The organism is Pseudomonas sp. PDM32 (genome assembly GCF_019219225.1).
Classification (GTDB): Bacteria; Pseudomonadota; Gammaproteobacteria; order Pseudomonadales; family Pseudomonadaceae; genus Aquipseudomonas; species Aquipseudomonas laurylsulfatiphila.
Map to the genome: position 1 here is coordinate 599140 of NZ_JAHUWE010000002.1, position 15542 is coordinate 614681.

Annotated in this window: 19 protein-coding genes; 11 read left to right on the forward strand and 8 right to left on the reverse strand. The window is 61.4% G+C overall.

The genetic code is table 11. From position 1 onward, the window contains the following. Positions 1 to 11: 11 nt before the first annotated feature. Genes KW846_RS06295 through KW846_RS06305 form a run of 3 tightly spaced genes read right to left on the reverse strand, consistent with a single transcriptional unit; the run spans position 12 to position 2337 of the window. Entirely contained in the window at positions 12 to 770 is a 759-nt protein-coding gene (locus KW846_RS06295; protein ID WP_172435665.1) for a ScpA family protein, read from the reverse strand. A gap of 60 nt (positions 771 to 830) precedes the next feature. Continuing rightward, positions 831 to 1460: an L-threonylcarbamoyladenylate synthase gene (locus KW846_RS06300; protein WP_033047950.1), complete on the reverse strand. Its 630-nt coding sequence runs from the start codon at positions 1458 to 1460 to the stop codon at positions 831 to 833. Between the two features lie 13 nt (positions 1461 to 1473). Then, positions 1474 to 2337: a PHP domain-containing protein gene (locus KW846_RS06305; RefSeq protein WP_218481641.1), complete on the reverse strand. Its 864-nt coding sequence runs from the start codon at positions 2335 to 2337 to the stop codon at positions 1474 to 1476. A gap of 87 nt (positions 2338 to 2424) precedes the next feature. On the opposite strand from KW846_RS06305, the gene KW846_RS06310 reads away from it, so the two are divergent. The 6 genes from KW846_RS06310 (at position 2425) to KW846_RS06335 (ending at position 6750) form a co-directional block, all read left to right on the forward strand. Then, complete coding sequence (locus KW846_RS06310; RefSeq protein WP_007975298.1) at positions 2425 to 3021, forward strand: septation protein A; 597 nt, start codon at positions 2425 to 2427, stop codon at positions 3019 to 3021. A gap of 1 nt (position 3022) precedes the next feature. Beyond that, positions 3023 to 3322: a YciI family protein gene (locus KW846_RS06315; protein ID WP_218481642.1), complete on the forward strand. Its 300-nt coding sequence runs from the start codon at positions 3023 to 3025 to the stop codon at positions 3320 to 3322. Positions 3323 to 3433: 111 nt separating this feature from the next. Beyond that, the gene (locus KW846_RS06320; protein ID WP_007975296.1) at positions 3434 to 3847 is read left to right on the forward strand and encodes a hypothetical protein; all 414 of its coding nucleotides are present in this window, start codon (positions 3434 to 3436) and stop codon (positions 3845 to 3847) included. Positions 3848 to 3854: 7 nt separating this feature from the next. Continuing rightward, positions 3855 to 4532 (forward strand): response regulator transcription factor, encoded by a 678-nt coding sequence (locus KW846_RS06325; RefSeq protein WP_007975295.1) that lies wholly within the window; start codon positions 3855 to 3857, stop codon positions 4530 to 4532. Between the two features lie 237 nt (positions 4533 to 4769). Further along, positions 4770 to 5219 (forward strand): Spy/CpxP family protein refolding chaperone, encoded by a 450-nt coding sequence (locus KW846_RS06330; RefSeq protein WP_218481643.1) that lies wholly within the window; start codon positions 4770 to 4772, stop codon positions 5217 to 5219. A gap of 187 nt (positions 5220 to 5406) precedes the next feature. Next, a complete protein-coding gene (locus KW846_RS06335; RefSeq protein WP_218481644.1) occupies positions 5407 to 6750 on the forward strand; it encodes a HAMP domain-containing sensor histidine kinase in 1344 nt (447 codons plus the stop codon). An 80-nt stretch (positions 6751 to 6830) separates the two neighbouring features. On the opposite strand, the gene KW846_RS06340 is transcribed toward KW846_RS06335, so the two are convergent. Beyond that, the gene (locus tag KW846_RS06340) at positions 6831 to 7397 is read right to left on the reverse strand and encodes an NAD(P)H nitroreductase (RefSeq protein WP_218481645.1); all 567 of its coding nucleotides are present in this window, start codon (positions 7395 to 7397) and stop codon (positions 6831 to 6833) included. A gap of 121 nt (positions 7398 to 7518) precedes the next feature. Here KW846_RS06340 and KW846_RS06345 point away from each other — a divergent pair, with 121 nt between their 5' ends. Continuing rightward, a complete protein-coding gene (locus KW846_RS06345) occupies positions 7519 to 8973 on the forward strand; it encodes a TrkH family potassium uptake protein (protein ID WP_218481646.1) in 1455 nt (484 codons plus the stop codon). Here the strand turns inward: KW846_RS06345 and KW846_RS06350 are convergent. After that, complete coding sequence (locus KW846_RS06350; RefSeq protein WP_218481647.1) at positions 8930 to 9991, reverse strand: AraC family transcriptional regulator; 1062 nt, start codon at positions 9989 to 9991, stop codon at positions 8930 to 8932. The genes KW846_RS06345 and KW846_RS06350 overlap by 44 nt on opposite strands. A gap of 160 nt (positions 9992 to 10151) precedes the next feature. On the opposite strand from KW846_RS06350, the gene KW846_RS06355 reads away from it, so the two are divergent. Together KW846_RS06355 and KW846_RS06360 are read left to right on the forward strand one after the other, a co-directional pair. Continuing rightward, positions 10152 to 10463, forward strand: coding sequence for a DUF962 domain-containing protein (locus tag KW846_RS06355; RefSeq protein ID WP_116580323.1), 312 nt, complete (start codon positions 10152 to 10154; stop codon positions 10461 to 10463). Between the two features lie 27 nt (positions 10464 to 10490). Then, the gene (locus KW846_RS06360; protein WP_218481648.1) at positions 10491 to 11081 is read left to right on the forward strand and encodes an HD domain-containing protein; all 591 of its coding nucleotides are present in this window, start codon (positions 10491 to 10493) and stop codon (positions 11079 to 11081) included. A 162-nt stretch (positions 11082 to 11243) separates the two neighbouring features. On the opposite strand, the gene KW846_RS06365 is transcribed toward KW846_RS06360, so the two are convergent. Next, on the reverse strand, positions 11244 to 12059 hold the full coding sequence (locus KW846_RS06365; protein ID WP_218481649.1) for a UDP-2,3-diacylglucosamine diphosphatase: 816 nt from the start codon (positions 12057 to 12059) through the stop codon (positions 11244 to 11246). 134 nt (positions 12060 to 12193) lie between these two features. Here KW846_RS06365 and KW846_RS06370 point away from each other — a divergent pair, with 134 nt between their 5' ends. Next, complete coding sequence (locus KW846_RS06370; protein WP_218481650.1) at positions 12194 to 12958, forward strand: AraC family transcriptional regulator; 765 nt, start codon at positions 12194 to 12196, stop codon at positions 12956 to 12958. A 71-nt stretch (positions 12959 to 13029) separates the two neighbouring features. Then, positions 13030 to 13923, forward strand: coding sequence for a DMT family transporter (locus KW846_RS06375; protein ID WP_218481651.1), 894 nt, complete (start codon positions 13030 to 13032; stop codon positions 13921 to 13923). On the opposite strand, the gene KW846_RS06380 is transcribed toward KW846_RS06375, so the two are convergent. Together KW846_RS06380 and KW846_RS06385 are read right to left on the reverse strand one after the other, a co-directional pair. Next, positions 13917 to 14204, reverse strand: a complete 288-nt coding sequence (locus KW846_RS06380) for a SelT/SelW/SelH family protein (protein WP_095963812.1) — start codon at positions 14202 to 14204, stop codon at positions 13917 to 13919. The two genes, KW846_RS06375 and KW846_RS06380, sit on opposite strands and share 7 nt — an antisense overlap. 33 nt (positions 14205 to 14237) lie before the next feature. Beyond that, the gene (locus KW846_RS06385) at positions 14238 to 15488 is read right to left on the reverse strand and encodes a hypothetical protein (protein WP_218481652.1); all 1251 of its coding nucleotides are present in this window, start codon (positions 15486 to 15488) and stop codon (positions 14238 to 14240) included. Positions 15489 to 15542: the final 54 nt, after the last annotated feature.

Sequence of the window (15542 nt, forward strand, 5' to 3'; positions counted from 1 at the left end):
GTTTCGACTCGTTATTCGGCTCGGGCTCGCACGTGGATCGCGGCAAATGGCTCATTCTGCACCAGCTCGACCAGGGATTCCTTGACCAGTTCAAGGATCGCCATAAAGGTCACCACCACGCCAAGGCGCCCTTCTTCAGCGGTGAACAGCTCGACAAACGGCACGAAACCGCCGCCCTTGAGCCGCTCCAGCACATCGCTCATGCGCTCGCGGGTAGACAGCGCCTCGCGGCTGACCTGATGGCTTTCGAACATGTCGCCACGGCGCAAAACCTCGGCCATGGACAACAGCAACTCGGACAGGCGCACGTCCGGCAACAACTTGCGTGCCCGGGCTTCCGGGGCGTCGAGTTTGGGCACCACCACATCACGACCGACGCGGCTCAGGCCATCGATGCCTTCGGCGGCGGCCTTGAAACGCTCGTACTCCTGCAAGCGGCGGATCAGTTCGGCGCGCGGGTCATCCTCTTCGTCTTCGATGGTTTCGGCCCGCGGCAGCAGCATCCGCGACTTGATCTCGGCCAGCATCGCGGCCATCACCAGGTACTCGGCGGCCAGTTCCAGGCGCACCGACTGCATCAACTCGACATAGCCCATGTACTGGCGGGTGATTTCCGCCACCGGGATGTCGAGGATGTTGATGTTCTGTTTGCGGATCAGGTACAGCAGCAGGTCGAGGGGGCCTTCGAAGGCTTCGAGGAAGACCTCGAGGGCATCCGGCGGGATGTACAGGTCCAGCGGCATTTCCATGACCGCCTGGCCATAGACCATGGCGAAGGGCAGTTCCTGCTGGGCTCCGGCCTGACTGTCGACGGGTTCTACTGCAGACATCTAGGCCTCGACCATGAACGGCGCAGGGTCGCCGCAACCGACGCGGATGACTTCCGGTTCGCCGTCGGCGAGGTTGATCACGGTGGACGCCTTGATCCCACCAAAGCCGCCATCGATGATCAGGTCGACCTGGTGCTCGAGCAACTGGCGCATTTCATGGGGGTCGTACATCGGGTCGGTTTCACCGGGCATGATCAGACTCACGCTCATCAACGGCTCGCCGAGCTGCTCCAGCAATGCCAGGGCAATCGGATGGCTCGGCACCCGCAGACCAATGGTGCGTTTTTTCGGGTGCAGCAACAGTCGCGGTACTTCGCGGGTGGCGTTGAGAATGAAGGTGTAAGGCCCCGGCAAGTGGGCCTTGAGCAAGCGGAAAGTGCCGGTATCGATCTTGGCGAACAGGCCCAGTTGCGACAGATCACAGCAAATCAGCGCGAAGTTGTGCTTTTCATCCAGGCCGCGCAAACGTCGCACGCGTTCCACAGCCACCTTGTCGCCGATTTGGCAACCAATGGCGTAGGAAGAGTCTGTGGGGTAAATCACCACCCCGCCCTTGCGGATGATCTCAACTGCCTGTTTGATCAGGCGCGCTTGCGGGTTTTCCGGATGAATCTGGAAAAATTGACTCACATTCTCTACCTGTTCAGACGGCGGCAATAACTGGGTCATGTTTGAATCGACACCATAGCGGTGGCAGATCCTCCGGGAGTGGCCGGTATTCACCGATCTCCGACCAGCCTCCGGGGCCATGAAAATCACTGCCGGCGCTGACCAGCAGACCGAACTCGCGGGCCAGAATGGCCAGGCTGCCCACTTGTTCGGCAGGCTGGTAACCATTGACCACTTCGATGGCGTGGCCCCCTGCTTGAATATAGTCGGCAATCAGGCGGCGTCGCTTGCTTCGAGTGAATTCGTAGTGCCAGGGGTGTGCCAGGCTGACCCAGGCCTTGGCCGCGCGCAGGGTTTCGACGGTTTCTTCCAGGGTCGGCCAGTGTTGCTTGACGTCGCCCAGCTTGCCGGCACCCAGCCATTTGCGGAACGCCTCGGCGCGATCCTTGACGAAACCTTCACGCACCATCCAGTCCGCAAAATGCGGGCGGGCCGGCGCGTTTCCGCTGTCGCCCAGCGCCTGCTGGATCTCCCGGGCGCCATCCAGCGCCCCCGGCATGCCCTTGAGCGCCAGTTTGCGGCTGATTTCCTCGGAGCGCAGCCAGCGGCCATCATGCAATCTGGCGATGGCCTCGACCAACGGCGCGGCGTTCACGTCAAAACCGTAGCCCAGCACATGAATGGTCGCGCCGCCCCAGGTGCAGGACAATTCGACGCCGTTGACCAGTTGCATCCCCAGTGCGGAAGCCGCGTGCCGGGCCTCGTCGAGGCCCTCAAGGGTGTCGTGATCGGTCAAGGCCAGGACTCGCACGCCTTTCTCGAACGCCCGCGCCACCAGAACCGCAGGCGCCAGGGCGCCATCGGAGGCCGTGCTATGGCAGTGCAAATCAACATTCACAGGGCTTTGTAACCTCAAATCAGCTGGCGCTATCGCGCGCCCATATGTTTGTTATTATGCCGCCACATCCTGCTTCTGGCTGCCACTGTGAAACAATTCATCGATTTCATCCCGCTCCTGCTGTTTTTCATCGTCTTCAAAATCGATCCACGGGTCGTCGACATCGCCGGCCATGAGGTCACCGTAGGCGGTATCTACAGCGCCACCGCGATGCTGATCGTCAGTTCCCTGGTGGTCTACGGCACGCTGTTCATCAAGCAGCGCAAGCTGGAGAAAAGCCAGTGGCTGACCCTGATCGCCTGCCTGGTCTTCGGCAGCCTGACCCTGGCCTTTCACAGCGAGACGTTCCTCAAGTGGAAAGCCCCGGTGGTCAACTGGCTGTTCGCCCTGGCGTTCATCGGCAGCCACTTCGTCGGTGACAGTCTGCTGATCAAACGCATCATGGGCCACGCGCTGACCCTGCCGGAGCCGGTCTGGACGCGCCTGAACATCGCCTGGATCGCCTTCTTCCTGTTTTGCGGTGCCGCCAACCTGTTTGTCGCGTTCACCTTCCAGAGCTACTGGGTCGACTTCAAGGTCTTCGGCAGCCTGGGCATGACTTTGCTGTTCCTGGTCGGCCAGGGCATTTACCTGTCCCGCCATCTGCACGATGCCGACACCACTACGCCAAAAACCGAGGACTGACATGCTTTACGCAATCATTGCCACAGACGTCGCCAACTCCCTGGAAGCCCGCCTGGCCGCACGGCCTGCGCACCTCGAGCGCCTGCAAGTGCTCAAGAGCGAAGGTCGCATCGTATTGGCCGGCCCACACCCGGCCGTCGACAGCAATGATCCGGGCGCGGCGGGTTTCACCGGCAGCCTGATCGTCGCCGAATTCGATTCCCTGGGCGCCGCCCAGGCCTGGGCCGACGCCGATCCGTACATCGCCGCAGGCGTCTACGCCAACGTTCTGGTCAAGCCGTTCAAGCAAGTCCTGCCGTAACAAATCCCCCACGCGATGAACCTTGTCGGTTCATCGTGTTCTCAATCGCTCATTATTCCTGTTTATCGGCCGACAACTTGCCCAATACTCGTATTGGAATCAGGAGTCGCGATGCGCAAGGGTCCGTTGTGTCTGATGTTGGTCACGTTGTCGATCGTGGCGCCCGCCCACGGTGAAGAATACGCCGAGGGTGGAAACTCGACGCCACTTTCCTTGAGCGCCGGCAGCCAGATCACCGAGTTGCAGCAACGCTTGAAAGAAAGCGAACGGCAACGGGAAGAACTGAGCAAACAATTGCAAACTGCCGATGGCGAACGCGAAAGCCCGCTGCTGGCCCGGTTGCGCCAGGAGAACCAGCGCTTGAAGCTGCAACTCAAGGAAGCCCAGGCCAGCAGTCCGCTGCCGCGCCTGCTGACCGACCAGCAACAATGGTTTGTCGTTGGCGCCGGGGTAGCGCTATTGGCGCTGCTCTGCGGTATCTTCGCCAGTGGAGCAAGTCGAAAACGTCGACAATGGCTAAATTGAGTGAGTCATGAGCGAGCTGTTACTGATTGATGATGACCAGGAGCTGTGTGAGCTCCTGAGCAGTTGGCTGAGCCAGGAAGGGTTTCAGGTACGAGCCTGTCACGACGGCCAGAGCGCTCGCCGTGCGCTGGCCGAAACCGCTCCGGCGGCCGTGGTACTGGATGTGATGCTGCCCGATGGCAGCGGCCTGGAGCTGCTCAAGCAGTTGCGCAGCGATCACCCGGATTTGCCGGTGCTGATGCTCTCGGCCCGGGGCGAGCCCCTGGACCGTATCCTCGGCCTGGAACTGGGCGCCGACGATTACCTGGCCAAACCCTGCGATCCACGGGAACTGACCGCCCGCCTGCGCGCCGTCCTGCGCCGCAGCCACCCGGCTGCGGTGTCCAGCCAGCTGGAACTGGGCGACCTGTGTTTCAGCCCGGTGCGCGGCGTGGTCAGCATCGACGAGCAGGAGTTCACCCTCACCGTTTCCGAAAGCCGCCTGCTGGAAGCCCTGCTCAAGCAGCCCGGCGAACCCCTGGACAAACAGGAACTGGCGCAGATTGCCCTCGGCCGCAAGCTGACCCTGTACGACCGCAGCCTGGACATGCACGTCAGCAACCTGCGCAAGAAGATCGGCCCACACCCCGATGGCCGTCCGCGCATCGTGGCCCTGCGCAGCCGCGGCTACTATTACAGCCTCTGACCCCTGACGACACGCGATCCATGTAGGAGCTGCCGCAGGCTGCGATCTTTTGATCTTGCTTTTTGATCAAAATCAAAAGATCGCAGCCTGCGGCAGCTCCTACAGGTCGGGAGTTTTGTCAGGTCGGCGGGAAACCGTCTTTACCCAAGCTTTACCCTCCGCTGACCGCCGCTGACCTTGATCTGCGTAATCTGCACTCATCCGGAACGTACCGGGAACGAGACAAGGAGATTCACCATGCGCAAGACTCTTATCGCTCTGATGTTCGCTGCTGCCCTGCCGACCGTTGCCATGGCCATGCCTGAAGGCACCGGCCCCATGGATGGGCCGATGGACGGTTCGCGCCACGGCGGTCAGATGCACGGCATGCACGACAAAGGCCCGTACAGTCAACTCGACCTGACCCGCGAACAGCGCGAGCAGATCCGCAAGATCATGGGCGAGCAGATGCACGAGCGTAAGCAACTGGTCGATAAGTACCTGGAGAAACTCTCGCCAGCCGACCAGAAAGCCATGAAAGACGAAATGGCCGCCAAGCACCAGAAAGCCGAAGCCGATGTGCGTGCGGTGCTGAAACCGGATCAACAGAAGAAATTCGACGAGATCCAGAAAAAACAGGCTGAACGTCGCGCCGAGTGGGCCGAATTCAAAGCCTGGAAAGCGCAACAACCGCAAAAAGCGCAATAATGCGTTAACCCCGGACCCGACGGCTCATCACCGTTGGGTCTGATGCTTTTGATCTACTGTAGGAGCGAGCTTGCTCGCGATGGACGTCAACGATAACGCGCGGCATCAGGCAGCCCGTGTTGTCTATGCGTTTTTCGCGAGCAAGCTCGCTCCTACATGGGATTCTGTGTTTGTTCGAGGACTTTCCGTGCGTTCATTGTTCTGGCGTATCCTGGCCAGCTTCTGGCTGGCCATCGCTCTGGTTGCAGGGCTTTCCATCCTGCTCGGACACATGCTCAATCAGGACGCCTGGATTCTCAGTCGCCACCCGGGCCTCAACACGCTGGCCGAACAGTGGACGCAAACATACGAAAGTCAGGGCGAAGACGCCGCCCAGGACATTCTCCAGCAACGCAAACGCCAGTATCACATCGACGTTCAGGTGCTTAACGAGAGCGGCGATCCGGTGGTGCGCGGCACCTTCCCCAGACGTGCGGCGGCCTTTGAGGCTCGTCAGAACAATGATGACCGGCGCCTGCCCTGGCGGCGTCTGACCGATGAGTTCACCAGCGAAAAAACCGGTGACACCTTCCTGTTCATCTACCGCATCCCGCACCCGGAACTGGACGCCTGGCACCGCGAGAGCCTGCTCTGGCCGCTCAGTGCCCTGGGAATCGCCTTGGTGGTGCTGACCCTGTTCAGCCTGCTGGTGACCTTTTCCATCACTCGTCCGCTCAGCCGTCTGCGCGGAGCGGTGCATGACCTGGGACAAACCACGTATCAACAGAACAGCCTGGTCAAGCTGGCCAACCGTCGCGATGAGTTTGGCGTCCTGGCCAACGACTTCAACCGCATGGGTGCGCGCCTGCAGAGTCTGATTGGCAGCCAGCGGCAACTGCTGCGCGATGTCTCCCACGAACTGCGCTCGCCTCTGGCCCGTCTGCGTATCGCGCTGGCGCTCGCCGAACGGGCCGGCCCACAGGAACGGGAACAGCTATGGCCGCGCCTGACCCGCGAGTGCGACCGACTGGAAGCGCTGATCAGCGAAATCCTGGTGCTGGCGCGGGTCGACTCCGATAACGCCAGTGCCGAAGAGGTGGATCTGAATGCCTTGCTCAATACCTTGCAGAAGGATGCTCAACTCGCTTCACCCGAGCAGCTGGTACACCTCGAAGCCGAGTCGCAACTGAATCTGAAGGGCTGGCCGACCATGATCGAACGGGCCGTCGACAACTTGCTGCGCAACGCCCAGCGTTTCAATCCGGTGGGTGGCCTGCCGATCGAAATGCAGGCGCTGCGCCAAGGTGAGCGGATCGTCGTGACCGTGCGCGATCACGGGCCCGGGGTCAGTGCCGAATATTTGAGCCAGCTCGGTGAGCCGTTCTATCGAGCACCGGGGCAGACAGCGGCCGGACACGGCCTGGGCCTGGCCATCGCCCGGCGAGCGGCGGAGCGCCATGGCGGCAGCCTGGTGCTGGCCAATCACCCTGAAGGCGGGTTCATGGCCAGCCTGGAATTGCCGTTGGTGCCGGGGGCTGTCGTACAACCGTAAAAGATCGCAGCCTTCGGCAGCTCCTACAGAGGGCACACATAACCCTGTAGGAGCTGCCGAAGGCTGCGATCTTTTGAGCTTTAGGCCTTGCCTGGCCAGGCGCTGACAAACTCGGCCAGGTCGACCTTCTCGGCCACCCGCGGTTCTTTCTGCGGAGTGCCCAGGTACAGGAAAGCAATCACCTCTTCCCCCTCCGCCAGGCCCAAACCCTTGGCCACATGCGGCGAGTATGCCAGGTCACCGGTACGCCACACCGCACCAATGCCCTGCGCATAGGCCGCCAGCAAGATCCCGTGGGCCGCACAGCCCGCCGCCAGCAACTGCTCGGACTTCGGATACTTGACGTGATCCTGCAATCGCGCAATCACCACCACCACCAACGGCGCCCGCAGCGGATTGTTGCGCGCCTTGTCGATGGCCGCTTCGCTGACTTCGCCGTCCTGCAATTTCGCCGCTTCGACCAGCAGCTCGCCCATTTGCTCGCGTGCCACGCCTTCCACCGTCAGGAAGCGCCAAGGTTGCAAGTGACCGTGATCCGGGGCGCGCATGGCGGCGCCGAACAGCACCTCACGCTGCTCGGCAGTGGGTGCAGGGTCAATCAGTCGCGGAACGGAAACACGGTTGAGCAAAGCGTCGAGAGCCTGCATCGGCCACCTCCTGAAAAATTTGTGCGGCTATTCTAGCTGTAACTGTCGCAGCAGTGCCGGTTTACATGCCCTGCCTCACGGGTAGAATGGCGCCCTTTCCTCTATCAGCCGAGCGGACCTCATGGCGTTGCCGACCTTACGGATCATTGGTTTCATCATCGGCATCTTCCTGATCACGCTGGCGATCTCCATGGTCATACCGATGGCCACACTGGTCATTTTCGAGCGCACCAGCGATCTGCCGTCGTTCCTCTGGGCCAGCATGATCACCTTTGTCGCCGGGTTGGCGCTGGTGATTCCGGGGCGCCCCGAACACATTCACCTGCGCCCCCGGGACATGTACCTGCTGACCGTCAGCAGTTGGCTGGTGGTGTGCATCTTTGCCGCGCTGCCGTTCCTGCTGACCCAAAACATCAGCTACACCGACTCGTTCTTCGAAAGCATGTCCGGCATCACCGCCACTGGCGCGACCGTACTCAGCGGCCTGGACACCATGTCCCCCGGTATTCTGATGTGGCGCTCGTTGCTGCACTGGCTCGGCGGCATTGGCTTCATCGGCATGGCGGTGGCGATTCTGCCGCTGCTGCGCATCGGCGGCATGCGGCTGTTCCAGACCGAATCGTCGGACCGCTCGGAAAAAGTCATGCCCCGCTCGCACATGGTGGCGCGCCTGATCGTGGCGACCTACGTCGGCATTACCATTGTCGGCAGCCTGGCGTTCTGGTGGGCAGGGATGAGCCTGTTCGACGCGATCAACCACGCGATGTCGGCGATTTCCACCGGCGGCTTCTCCACCTCCGACCAGTCTTTGGCCAAGTGGCCGGAGCCTGCGGTGCACTGGGTCGCGATCGTCATCATGATTCTCGGGGCCCTGCCGTTTACCCTGTATGTCGCCACGTTGCGTGGTAACCGTCGGGCGCTGATCAAGGATGAACAGGTTCAAGGCCTGCTCGGCATGCTGCTGGTGACCTGGCTGGTGCTCGGCACATGGTATTGGTGGACGACCCAGCTGCATTGGCTGGAGGCGTTGCGGCATGTGGCGCTGAACGTGACGTCGGTAGTGACCACCACCGGTTTCGCGCTGGGGGACTACAGCCTCTGGGGCAATTTCTCGCTGATGCTGTTTTTCTATCTGGGGTTTGTCGGCGGTTGTTCCGGCTCGACTGCGGGCGGTATCAAGATTTTCCGCTTCCAGGTGGCCTATATCCTGCTCAAGGCCAACCTTAACCAGCTGATTCATCCGCGCGCGGTGATCAAGCAGAAGTACAACGGTCACCGCCTCGACGAAGAAATCGTGCGTTCGATCCTGACCTTTTCGTTCTTCTTTGCGATCACCATCTGCGTGATTGCGCTGCTGCTGTCGCTGCTCGGCGTGGACTGGATGACCGCCCTCACCGGCGCGGCCAGTACCGTGTCCGGTGTCGGCCCGGGACTCGGCGAGACCATCGGCCCGGCCGGTAACTTCGCGACCCTGCCGGATGCCGCCAAGTGGATTCTGTCGTTCGGCATGCTGCTCGGCCGACTGGAGATCATCACTGTGTTTGTGCTGTGTATTCCGGCATTTTGGCGTCATTGACCGCTTCAGGTGCCTGCATCAGCCGCATCCGGTATTCGCCGGGTGTGGCATCGAACCAGCGGCGGAAAGCGCGGAAGAAGTTGCTCGGATCGGCGAACCCCAGCAAGTAAGCGATTTCCAGCAAGGTCATGTTCGGTTGCGCCAGATACTGCTCGGCCAGTTCGCGCCGGGTATCGTCCAGCAGCGCCTGAAAACTCGTGCCCTCTTCCTGCAAACGCCGTTGCAAGGTGCGCTGGGAAAGATGCAGCGTCTGCGCCACGGTATCGCGCTTGGGCTCGCCCTGGGGCAACAGGCGGCACAACACCTGCCGTGCCTTGTGCGTCACGCGGCTTTCGGAAAAGCGCGCCAGATACTCGCCGGCAAAGCGGTCATGCAGCAACGCCATGGCTTCATTGGCCGTCGGCAAGGGCGCTTCCATGTCCGAACGCTCGAAAATCAGCGCATCGTAAGGCGCGTTGAACTCCAGCGGTGCATGGAAGGCTTGTCTGTAGGGTTCCGGATTGGCCGGTTCGGCACCTTGCAGCAACACTTTGCGTGGTTGCAACGTACGCCCGGTCAACCAGCTGCACAACGCCAGGGCGCAGGCCAGTGATGCCTCGGCGCTCTGCCGGGTCGGCGGCAGGTGGTCGCCATGCACCGTCAGAATCAGCGCGTAGCCTTCGTCCAGCAGCTTGAAACTCAGGTCGGCACTTTCGGCGATGATCCGCTGATAGCGCACCAGACGCTGAAAACCTTCGGCCAGTGTCTGGCTGGACATCAAGGCGTAACCGGTCACATGGAACTGCGCCGGTCGCACCACCTTGCCCATGTTCAGGCCGATGGCCGGGTTGCCGGACAGTTCGACCGCGCGTTGCCACAGTCGTGTCATGGAATCTTGCGGGAAGCGTGCATCCGGATCATCCAGTGCCGCGTAGTCGAGCCCCAGCTGCTTGAACAGAACCCGGCAATCCAGGCCGTCCATCTCCAGCGCTTTGACAATCCCCATCGCCCAGCTTGCAGAAGTCGTTCGTTCGCTCATGGCGTTTTCTTACATGGTGAGCCGCTTGCGACGGCTATTGACCGAAGGATATTAAAGTGGCGCCTATTGTCACTGCCTGATGCCATTGATCACTCTAGACTCAAATAAGCTACCCGCAGAACAACTTGCAGCCAGAACAATAACCACAGAGATCGCAGTCGTGGAAAACATCAAGCGCTTCAACAGCTTTGCTGAGTTTTACCCTTACTACCTCAGCGAGCACAGCAACAGTAACTGCCGCCGATTGCATTTTATCGGCACGACGCTGGTTATCTTGATACTGGCGCTGACCGTTGGTCGCGGAGCCTGGATGCTGTTGTGGGCCCTGCCTGTAGCGGGTTACAGCTTTGCCTGGGCCGGTCACTTTTTCTTCGAGAAGAACCGCCCGGCAACGTTCCAACACCCCTTCTATAGCCTGCTCGGCGATTTCGTCATGTACCGGGACATGGTGCTGGGGCGCGTTCCGTTCTAGAGAACATCCGTCACAAGAGAGTTGCCTATGAATGCCAATGCCCGCTTCACCCACATGAAGGACGGCACGCAGGAAGACTGGGCGATCATCGCCGCAGACTTCACTGCCTACGCGCGACAACTGCCGACAAGGATTGTGGCGCACCTGAAGTTACTGGAGGGGGATTTTGGCGGGTTCCCGGTGGATCGCCTGACCCATTCCCTGCAAACCGCCACCCGCGCCTTTCGTGATGGTCGCGACGAAGAATACGTGGTCTGCGCCCTGCTCCATGACATCGGCGACACCCTGGGCTCCTACAACCACCCGGACATCGCCGCAGCGATCCTCAAGCCGTTCGTAAGCGCCGAGAACCTGTGGATGGTGGAAAAGCACGGGATTTTCCAGGGCTACTACTTCTTTCATCACCTGGGCATGGATCGGCATCTGCGCGAACAGTTCCAGGACCATCCGCAATACCAGGCGACCGTCGAGTTCTGCGCCAAATACGATGCGGCGGCGTTTGATCCGGCGTATGACACGCTGCCATTGAGCTTCTTCGAGCCGATGATGGAACGGTTGTTTGCCCGGCCGAGGAACTCGATCTACAAGGCGGCGATGGAAGAGCATTCGCCAGCCTGATGACCTATGGCGACCATTGTGGCGAGGGGGCTTGCCCCCGTTCGGTGGCGAAGCCGCCGTGAACCTATGAGTGCGATCTATCTGGTGTTCTGCGGTGAATGGCTTTAGGGCTGCTGCGCAGCCCAACGGGGGCAAGCCCCCTCGCCACAAAAATCAAATCAATCAAGCCAACTCTGCAACCTTGGCCGCCTTCAACTGCGCCTCCCGCGCCTGGGCATCCGCCAGGCGATACAGCTCGATCGAACCATCCCAATGCTCGATCAGCGCCGTGCACGACTCCACCCAGTCGCCGCAATTGAGGTAATCCACCTCGCCCACCTTGCGAATCTCGGCATGGTGAATGTGCCCGCACACCACGCCGTGCAGCTCGCGCTTGACGCATTCATGGGCGATGGCTTCTTCGAAGTCGCTGATGAAGCTGACCGCGGTTTTCACCTTGTGCTTGAGGTAGGCCGACAGTGACCAGTAGCCGTAGCCATACCGCGCACGCCAATGATTGAGCCAGCGGTTGAGGGTCAGGGTGAACTCGTAGGCCGAGTCACCGAGAAAGGCCAGCCAGCGATGGTAGCGGGTGATCACATCGAACTGGTCGCCATGGATCACCAGCAGATGCCGGCCGTCGGCGGTGACGTGCACCGCTTCGTCCACCAACTGGATATTGCCCAGGATCAGCTTCGAATAGCGGCGCAGGAATTCATCGTGGTTGCCGGTGACGTAGATCACCTCGGTGCCACGTTTGCTCATGGTCAACAGGCGACGGATCACGTTGGTGTGCGCCTGCGGCCAATACATGCCGCCGCGCAGTTTCCAGCCGTCGATGATATCGCCGACCAGGTAGATTCTGTCCGCGTGGTAGCTCTTGAAAAACTGCGACAGGTGTTCAGCCTGGCAATCCCGCGTGCCCAAATGCACGTCGGAAATCCATAACGTCCGTACGCGTTGCTTACGGGTGGGTTTGGCGAGCTCGGCGCTGGTCATGGGCAACCCTCTGGCAAGTTTTGCCAAGTCTGCCGCGGCCCGGTTAATGGTCCATGACAGCGTCAAGTCAGTCCTGTGACAACGCTAGTGGGCCCGCTCGGTGTAGACTGACGCCCTGAACCGGGAGACCCGCGATGAGACCGATCCTCACGCTCCGCCAATACAGCCACGACCTGATCGTCCACAGCCATGAACACGCGCAACTGGTGTTCGGGCTTTCGGGCGCTCTGGATTTCGAGGTCGACGGCCGTGGTAGCCAGGTGGTCCAGCAGAGTTTCGTGGTGGTGCCCTCCGGCGCGCATCACGCGTGTGGCAGCGCCAATGGCAGTCGCTGCCTGGTGTTGGATGTGCCCAGCGAACAATGGGTTTCGCAGTCGTTGGGGGATCACGCCGAGTCCAGCCGACGCTTGCTCGACAACGCCGGCCGCCTGCCCCTGGACGCGGGACAAAGCCAATTGGTCAGTTGGCTGGCGAACAGTCCGGTCGAGGATCCGCTGATCGCACAACAAGGTGCGGTGCTGTTGCTGGCCAGCCTCAACAACGCCAGGCCCGACACCGTCGGCGGTCGCCGCCTGCCCTACGCTGCGCTGAATGCAAACATCGATCAGTACGCGGCGTACCCGCTGCAGGTGGCCGACCTGGCCCGAGTGGCCGGCCTCTCCAGCGCTCGTTTGCATGCGCGGTTCGTGGCTGAATGCGGGCAGACGCCGATGGACTACATCCGCAGCCGACGGCTGCACATCGCGGTGGGCATGCTGCGCAACTCGGCGCTGCCCATCGGCGAGATTGCCAGCCGCGTCGGCTACAGCTCCCAGAGTGCCTTCGCAGCGGCGGTGCTGCGCGAGTTCGGGGCATCGCCCGGGAAACTGCGGCGCGAGGCTGGCGACAAAAAACGCTAGTCTGCCGACAGACTTGAGGGGCCATTACGCGCTTCAATGTGGCCTCTGTTCGTTTGTCATCAAGGATTGCAATGACTCCCCGTACCGCACTTGGCGCCTTGCATATCGGCGCATTGATGTTCGGCCTGACCGGCGTGTTCGGCAAACTGGCTGCCGCATCCCCGGCGATCATCGTGTTCGGCCGTGCGGCTTTTGCCGTGCTCGCGCTGGCGTTTTTTGCACGGTTCGCCAGCCAGACGCGCTGGCAGAAACTCGAGGTCGTGGACTGGCGTCGACTGCTGCTCAGCGGCTTGTTGCTCGCCGGACACTGGGTGAGTTTCTTCATTGCGGTGAAAGTCGCAGGCGTGGCGATTGCAACGCTCGGCTTCGCCAGTTTCCCGGCCTTTACCGTGATCCTCGAAGGGTTGATCTTCCGCGAGCGCATTCGCGCCAATGAGATTGTGCTGGTGCTGCTGGTGAGTGTCGGCCTGGTGCTGGTCACGCCTGATTTTGACCTGGCCAGCGGCGCCACCACCGGCCTGCTGTGGGCCGTGGGTTCCGGCTTGTTGTTCGCCCTGCTGTCGCTGACCAACCGTGCCAGCTCCGGGCGCGTCCCGCCCGTGCAGGCGGCGCTGTGTCAGAACGTGGTGGTTGCCCTGTGCCTGCTGCCGGTGGCGGCGCCTCAATTGAGCGAAGTACGCGCCATCGACTGGCTGTGGATCGGCCTGCTCGGTGTGTTCTGTACCGGTGTCGCCCACAGTCTGTTTGTCGCCAGCCTGGCGGTGATCAAGGCACGCACCGCCGCCGTGGTGTTCGCCCTGGAGCCGGTCTACGGCATCACCGTCGCCTGGCTGCTGTTCAACGAAGACCCGACCCTGCGCATGTTGCTGGGAGGTGCGTTGATCATTGTGGCAATCGTGGTGTCCAGCAGGCTCTCAAGCAGTTCGAGCAAGAAGGCCGTTACCGCCGAGGCGGCGTCTCACTGAGTGCGGTCGTTGTGTCCCAGGTCGCGGTCCGGGTCGATCTGATCGCGGACCCGCTGCTTGAGCACTTTGGCTTCAGGGAAGCCGCCGTCCGCCTTGCGCTCCCAGATCTGCACGGCGTCACAGAACACATGAAAGACCCCGCCGGTGCCCGGCACCAGGGAGACTTTGCCCAGGTCGTCACCAAAGGTGCTGAGCAGTTCCTGGGCCAGCCAGGCCGCACGCAGCAACCACTGGCATTGCGTGCAATAGGTGATGACGATTTCCGGTTTGTGGGCGGTCATGATGGGGCTTGACTCCAGGGTTTGACGATGCCGCTATGATAGCCCGGCCGGTGACTGTCGAGTCGGCTGATCAGGTTGTGCATCCAACTCGAACGCAGGCTCGATCACGGCCAGCGCCACCGGCTGCCTGGTCTCGCCTGGGCTGATCACGTCCCAATTCGACGCCATGGACAGCTCATCCAGGTTGAGCCGGTACTCATCGTCAATGGCAGATTCGCCGGACATCGCCAAACCCGGAGCCGCCACGGCAGCAGCGACCGGGATGATGTGACGATTATCGACCCACTCAAGTTCATCATTGGCTGGCACCCCGTCGCGCTGCGCAGTGGGCGATTGCGTAACGGGTGGCCAGATCACTGGCTCGGTAAAAAACTCAGCCGACGGCTCATGTGGCAACGGCAGAGCCTCTGAATCCGTGGCCTGATGCTGCTGGCGCCGGCGGCGAACAAACCAGCCCAGCGCCAGCAACGCCATCAGCGCTGACACGCCGGCAATCTGCAACCAGCCAACCCCGGGGGTTTCAGCAATGACGGGGGCCGGAGCCACTGCATCAGAAACCATGGGTTGGGCCTTTACCTTCTTGAGTTCAGCCAGTTGGGTTTGCAGCTCGGCCAACTGCTGTTTCTGGCCGTCGATCAGCTCATCCTGACTTTGCAGCTTCGCATTGAGGTCATCGACAGTGGATTGAAGCTGGTGGTTTTGCAGGGTGCTGGCAGCCAGTTTTTCCACGGCGGGATCGACCAAGGAGACATCAGTTGCTGGCGTCGTCCTTGCCACGGGGGACGGCGTTTCGACCGGTTGAACCCTGGGGAACGCGGACGCCGGGGAACGGGAAACCGGTTCATCGGGGGCGGCAACAATGCCTGGCGACCCCGGTGGATCGATCAGCACCGTGTACTCGCGCAATAAGCGCGCGCCGGGTTGATTGAGCTGCACGAGGAAATTCAGGAAGGGTTCACTGACCGGTTTGCTGGATGTCACCTGGATCACGCTACGCTTGCCGCGCAGGACCGGGGTGAATTTCAGATTGTCGAGGAAAAAGACCCGGTCGACCCCGGCACGACTGAACTCGTCTGCCGATGCCAGGCTCACCGACAGCTCGCCCTCCTCCAGGCCAGCCGCATCCACCAGGGCGATATCGGCACGCAGCGGTTGATTCAGCGCCGAATGCAGGGTGATTTCACCCAGGCCCAGCGCCGGAGCCCATGCCGAGTAAGTGATCGCCGCCCCAGCCAGCAACCCCTGTGAACAACCGCGCACAACCAACCGCCAACACTTGAGCATGAGCATCCCTGAGATCTACAAAAATTACCCGTACGCGTTCGTACATCCGTTACG

Bases quoted from the DNA above. Each gene is read 5' to 3' on its own strand.
- KW846_RS06295 (WP_172435665.1), bottom strand. From the start codon at position 770: ATGGTCTATGGCCAGGCGGTCATGGAAATGCCGCTGGACCTGTACATC.
- KW846_RS06315 (WP_218481642.1), top strand. From the start codon at position 3,023: ATGCTTTACGCAATCATTGCCACAGACGTCGCCAACTCCCTGGAAGCC.
- KW846_RS06320 (WP_007975296.1), top strand. From the start codon at position 3,434: ATGCGCAAGGGTCCGTTGTGTCTGATGTTGGTCACGTTGTCGATCGTG.
- KW846_RS06325 (WP_007975295.1), top strand. From the start codon at position 3,855: ATGAGCGAGCTGTTACTGATTGATGATGACCAGGAGCTGTGTGAGCTC.
- KW846_RS06330 (WP_218481643.1), top strand. From the start codon at position 4,770: ATGCGCAAGACTCTTATCGCTCTGATGTTCGCTGCTGCCCTGCCGACC.
- KW846_RS06340 (WP_218481645.1), bottom strand. From the start codon at position 7,397: ATGCAGGCTCTCGACGCTTTGCTCAACCGTGTTTCCGTTCCGCGACTG.
- KW846_RS06345 (WP_218481646.1), top strand. From the start codon at position 7,519: ATGGCGTTGCCGACCTTACGGATCATTGGTTTCATCATCGGCATCTTC.
- KW846_RS06350 (WP_218481647.1), bottom strand. From the start codon at position 9,991: ATGAGCGAACGAACGACTTCTGCAAGCTGGGCGATGGGGATTGTCAAA.
- KW846_RS06360 (WP_218481648.1), top strand. From the start codon at position 10,491: ATGAATGCCAATGCCCGCTTCACCCACATGAAGGACGGCACGCAGGAA.
- KW846_RS06365 (WP_218481649.1), bottom strand. From the start codon at position 12,059: ATGACCAGCGCCGAGCTCGCCAAACCCACCCGTAAGCAACGCGTACGG.
- KW846_RS06370 (WP_218481650.1), top strand. From the start codon at position 12,194: ATGAGACCGATCCTCACGCTCCGCCAATACAGCCACGACCTGATCGTC.
- KW846_RS06375 (WP_218481651.1), top strand. From the start codon at position 13,030: ATGACTCCCCGTACCGCACTTGGCGCCTTGCATATCGGCGCATTGATG.
- KW846_RS06380 (WP_095963812.1), bottom strand. From the start codon at position 14,204: ATGACCGCCCACAAACCGGAAATCGTCATCACCTATTGCACGCAATGC.
- KW846_RS06385 (WP_218481652.1), bottom strand. From the start codon at position 15,488: ATGCTCAAGTGTTGGCGGTTGGTTGTGCGCGGTTGTTCACAGGGGTTG.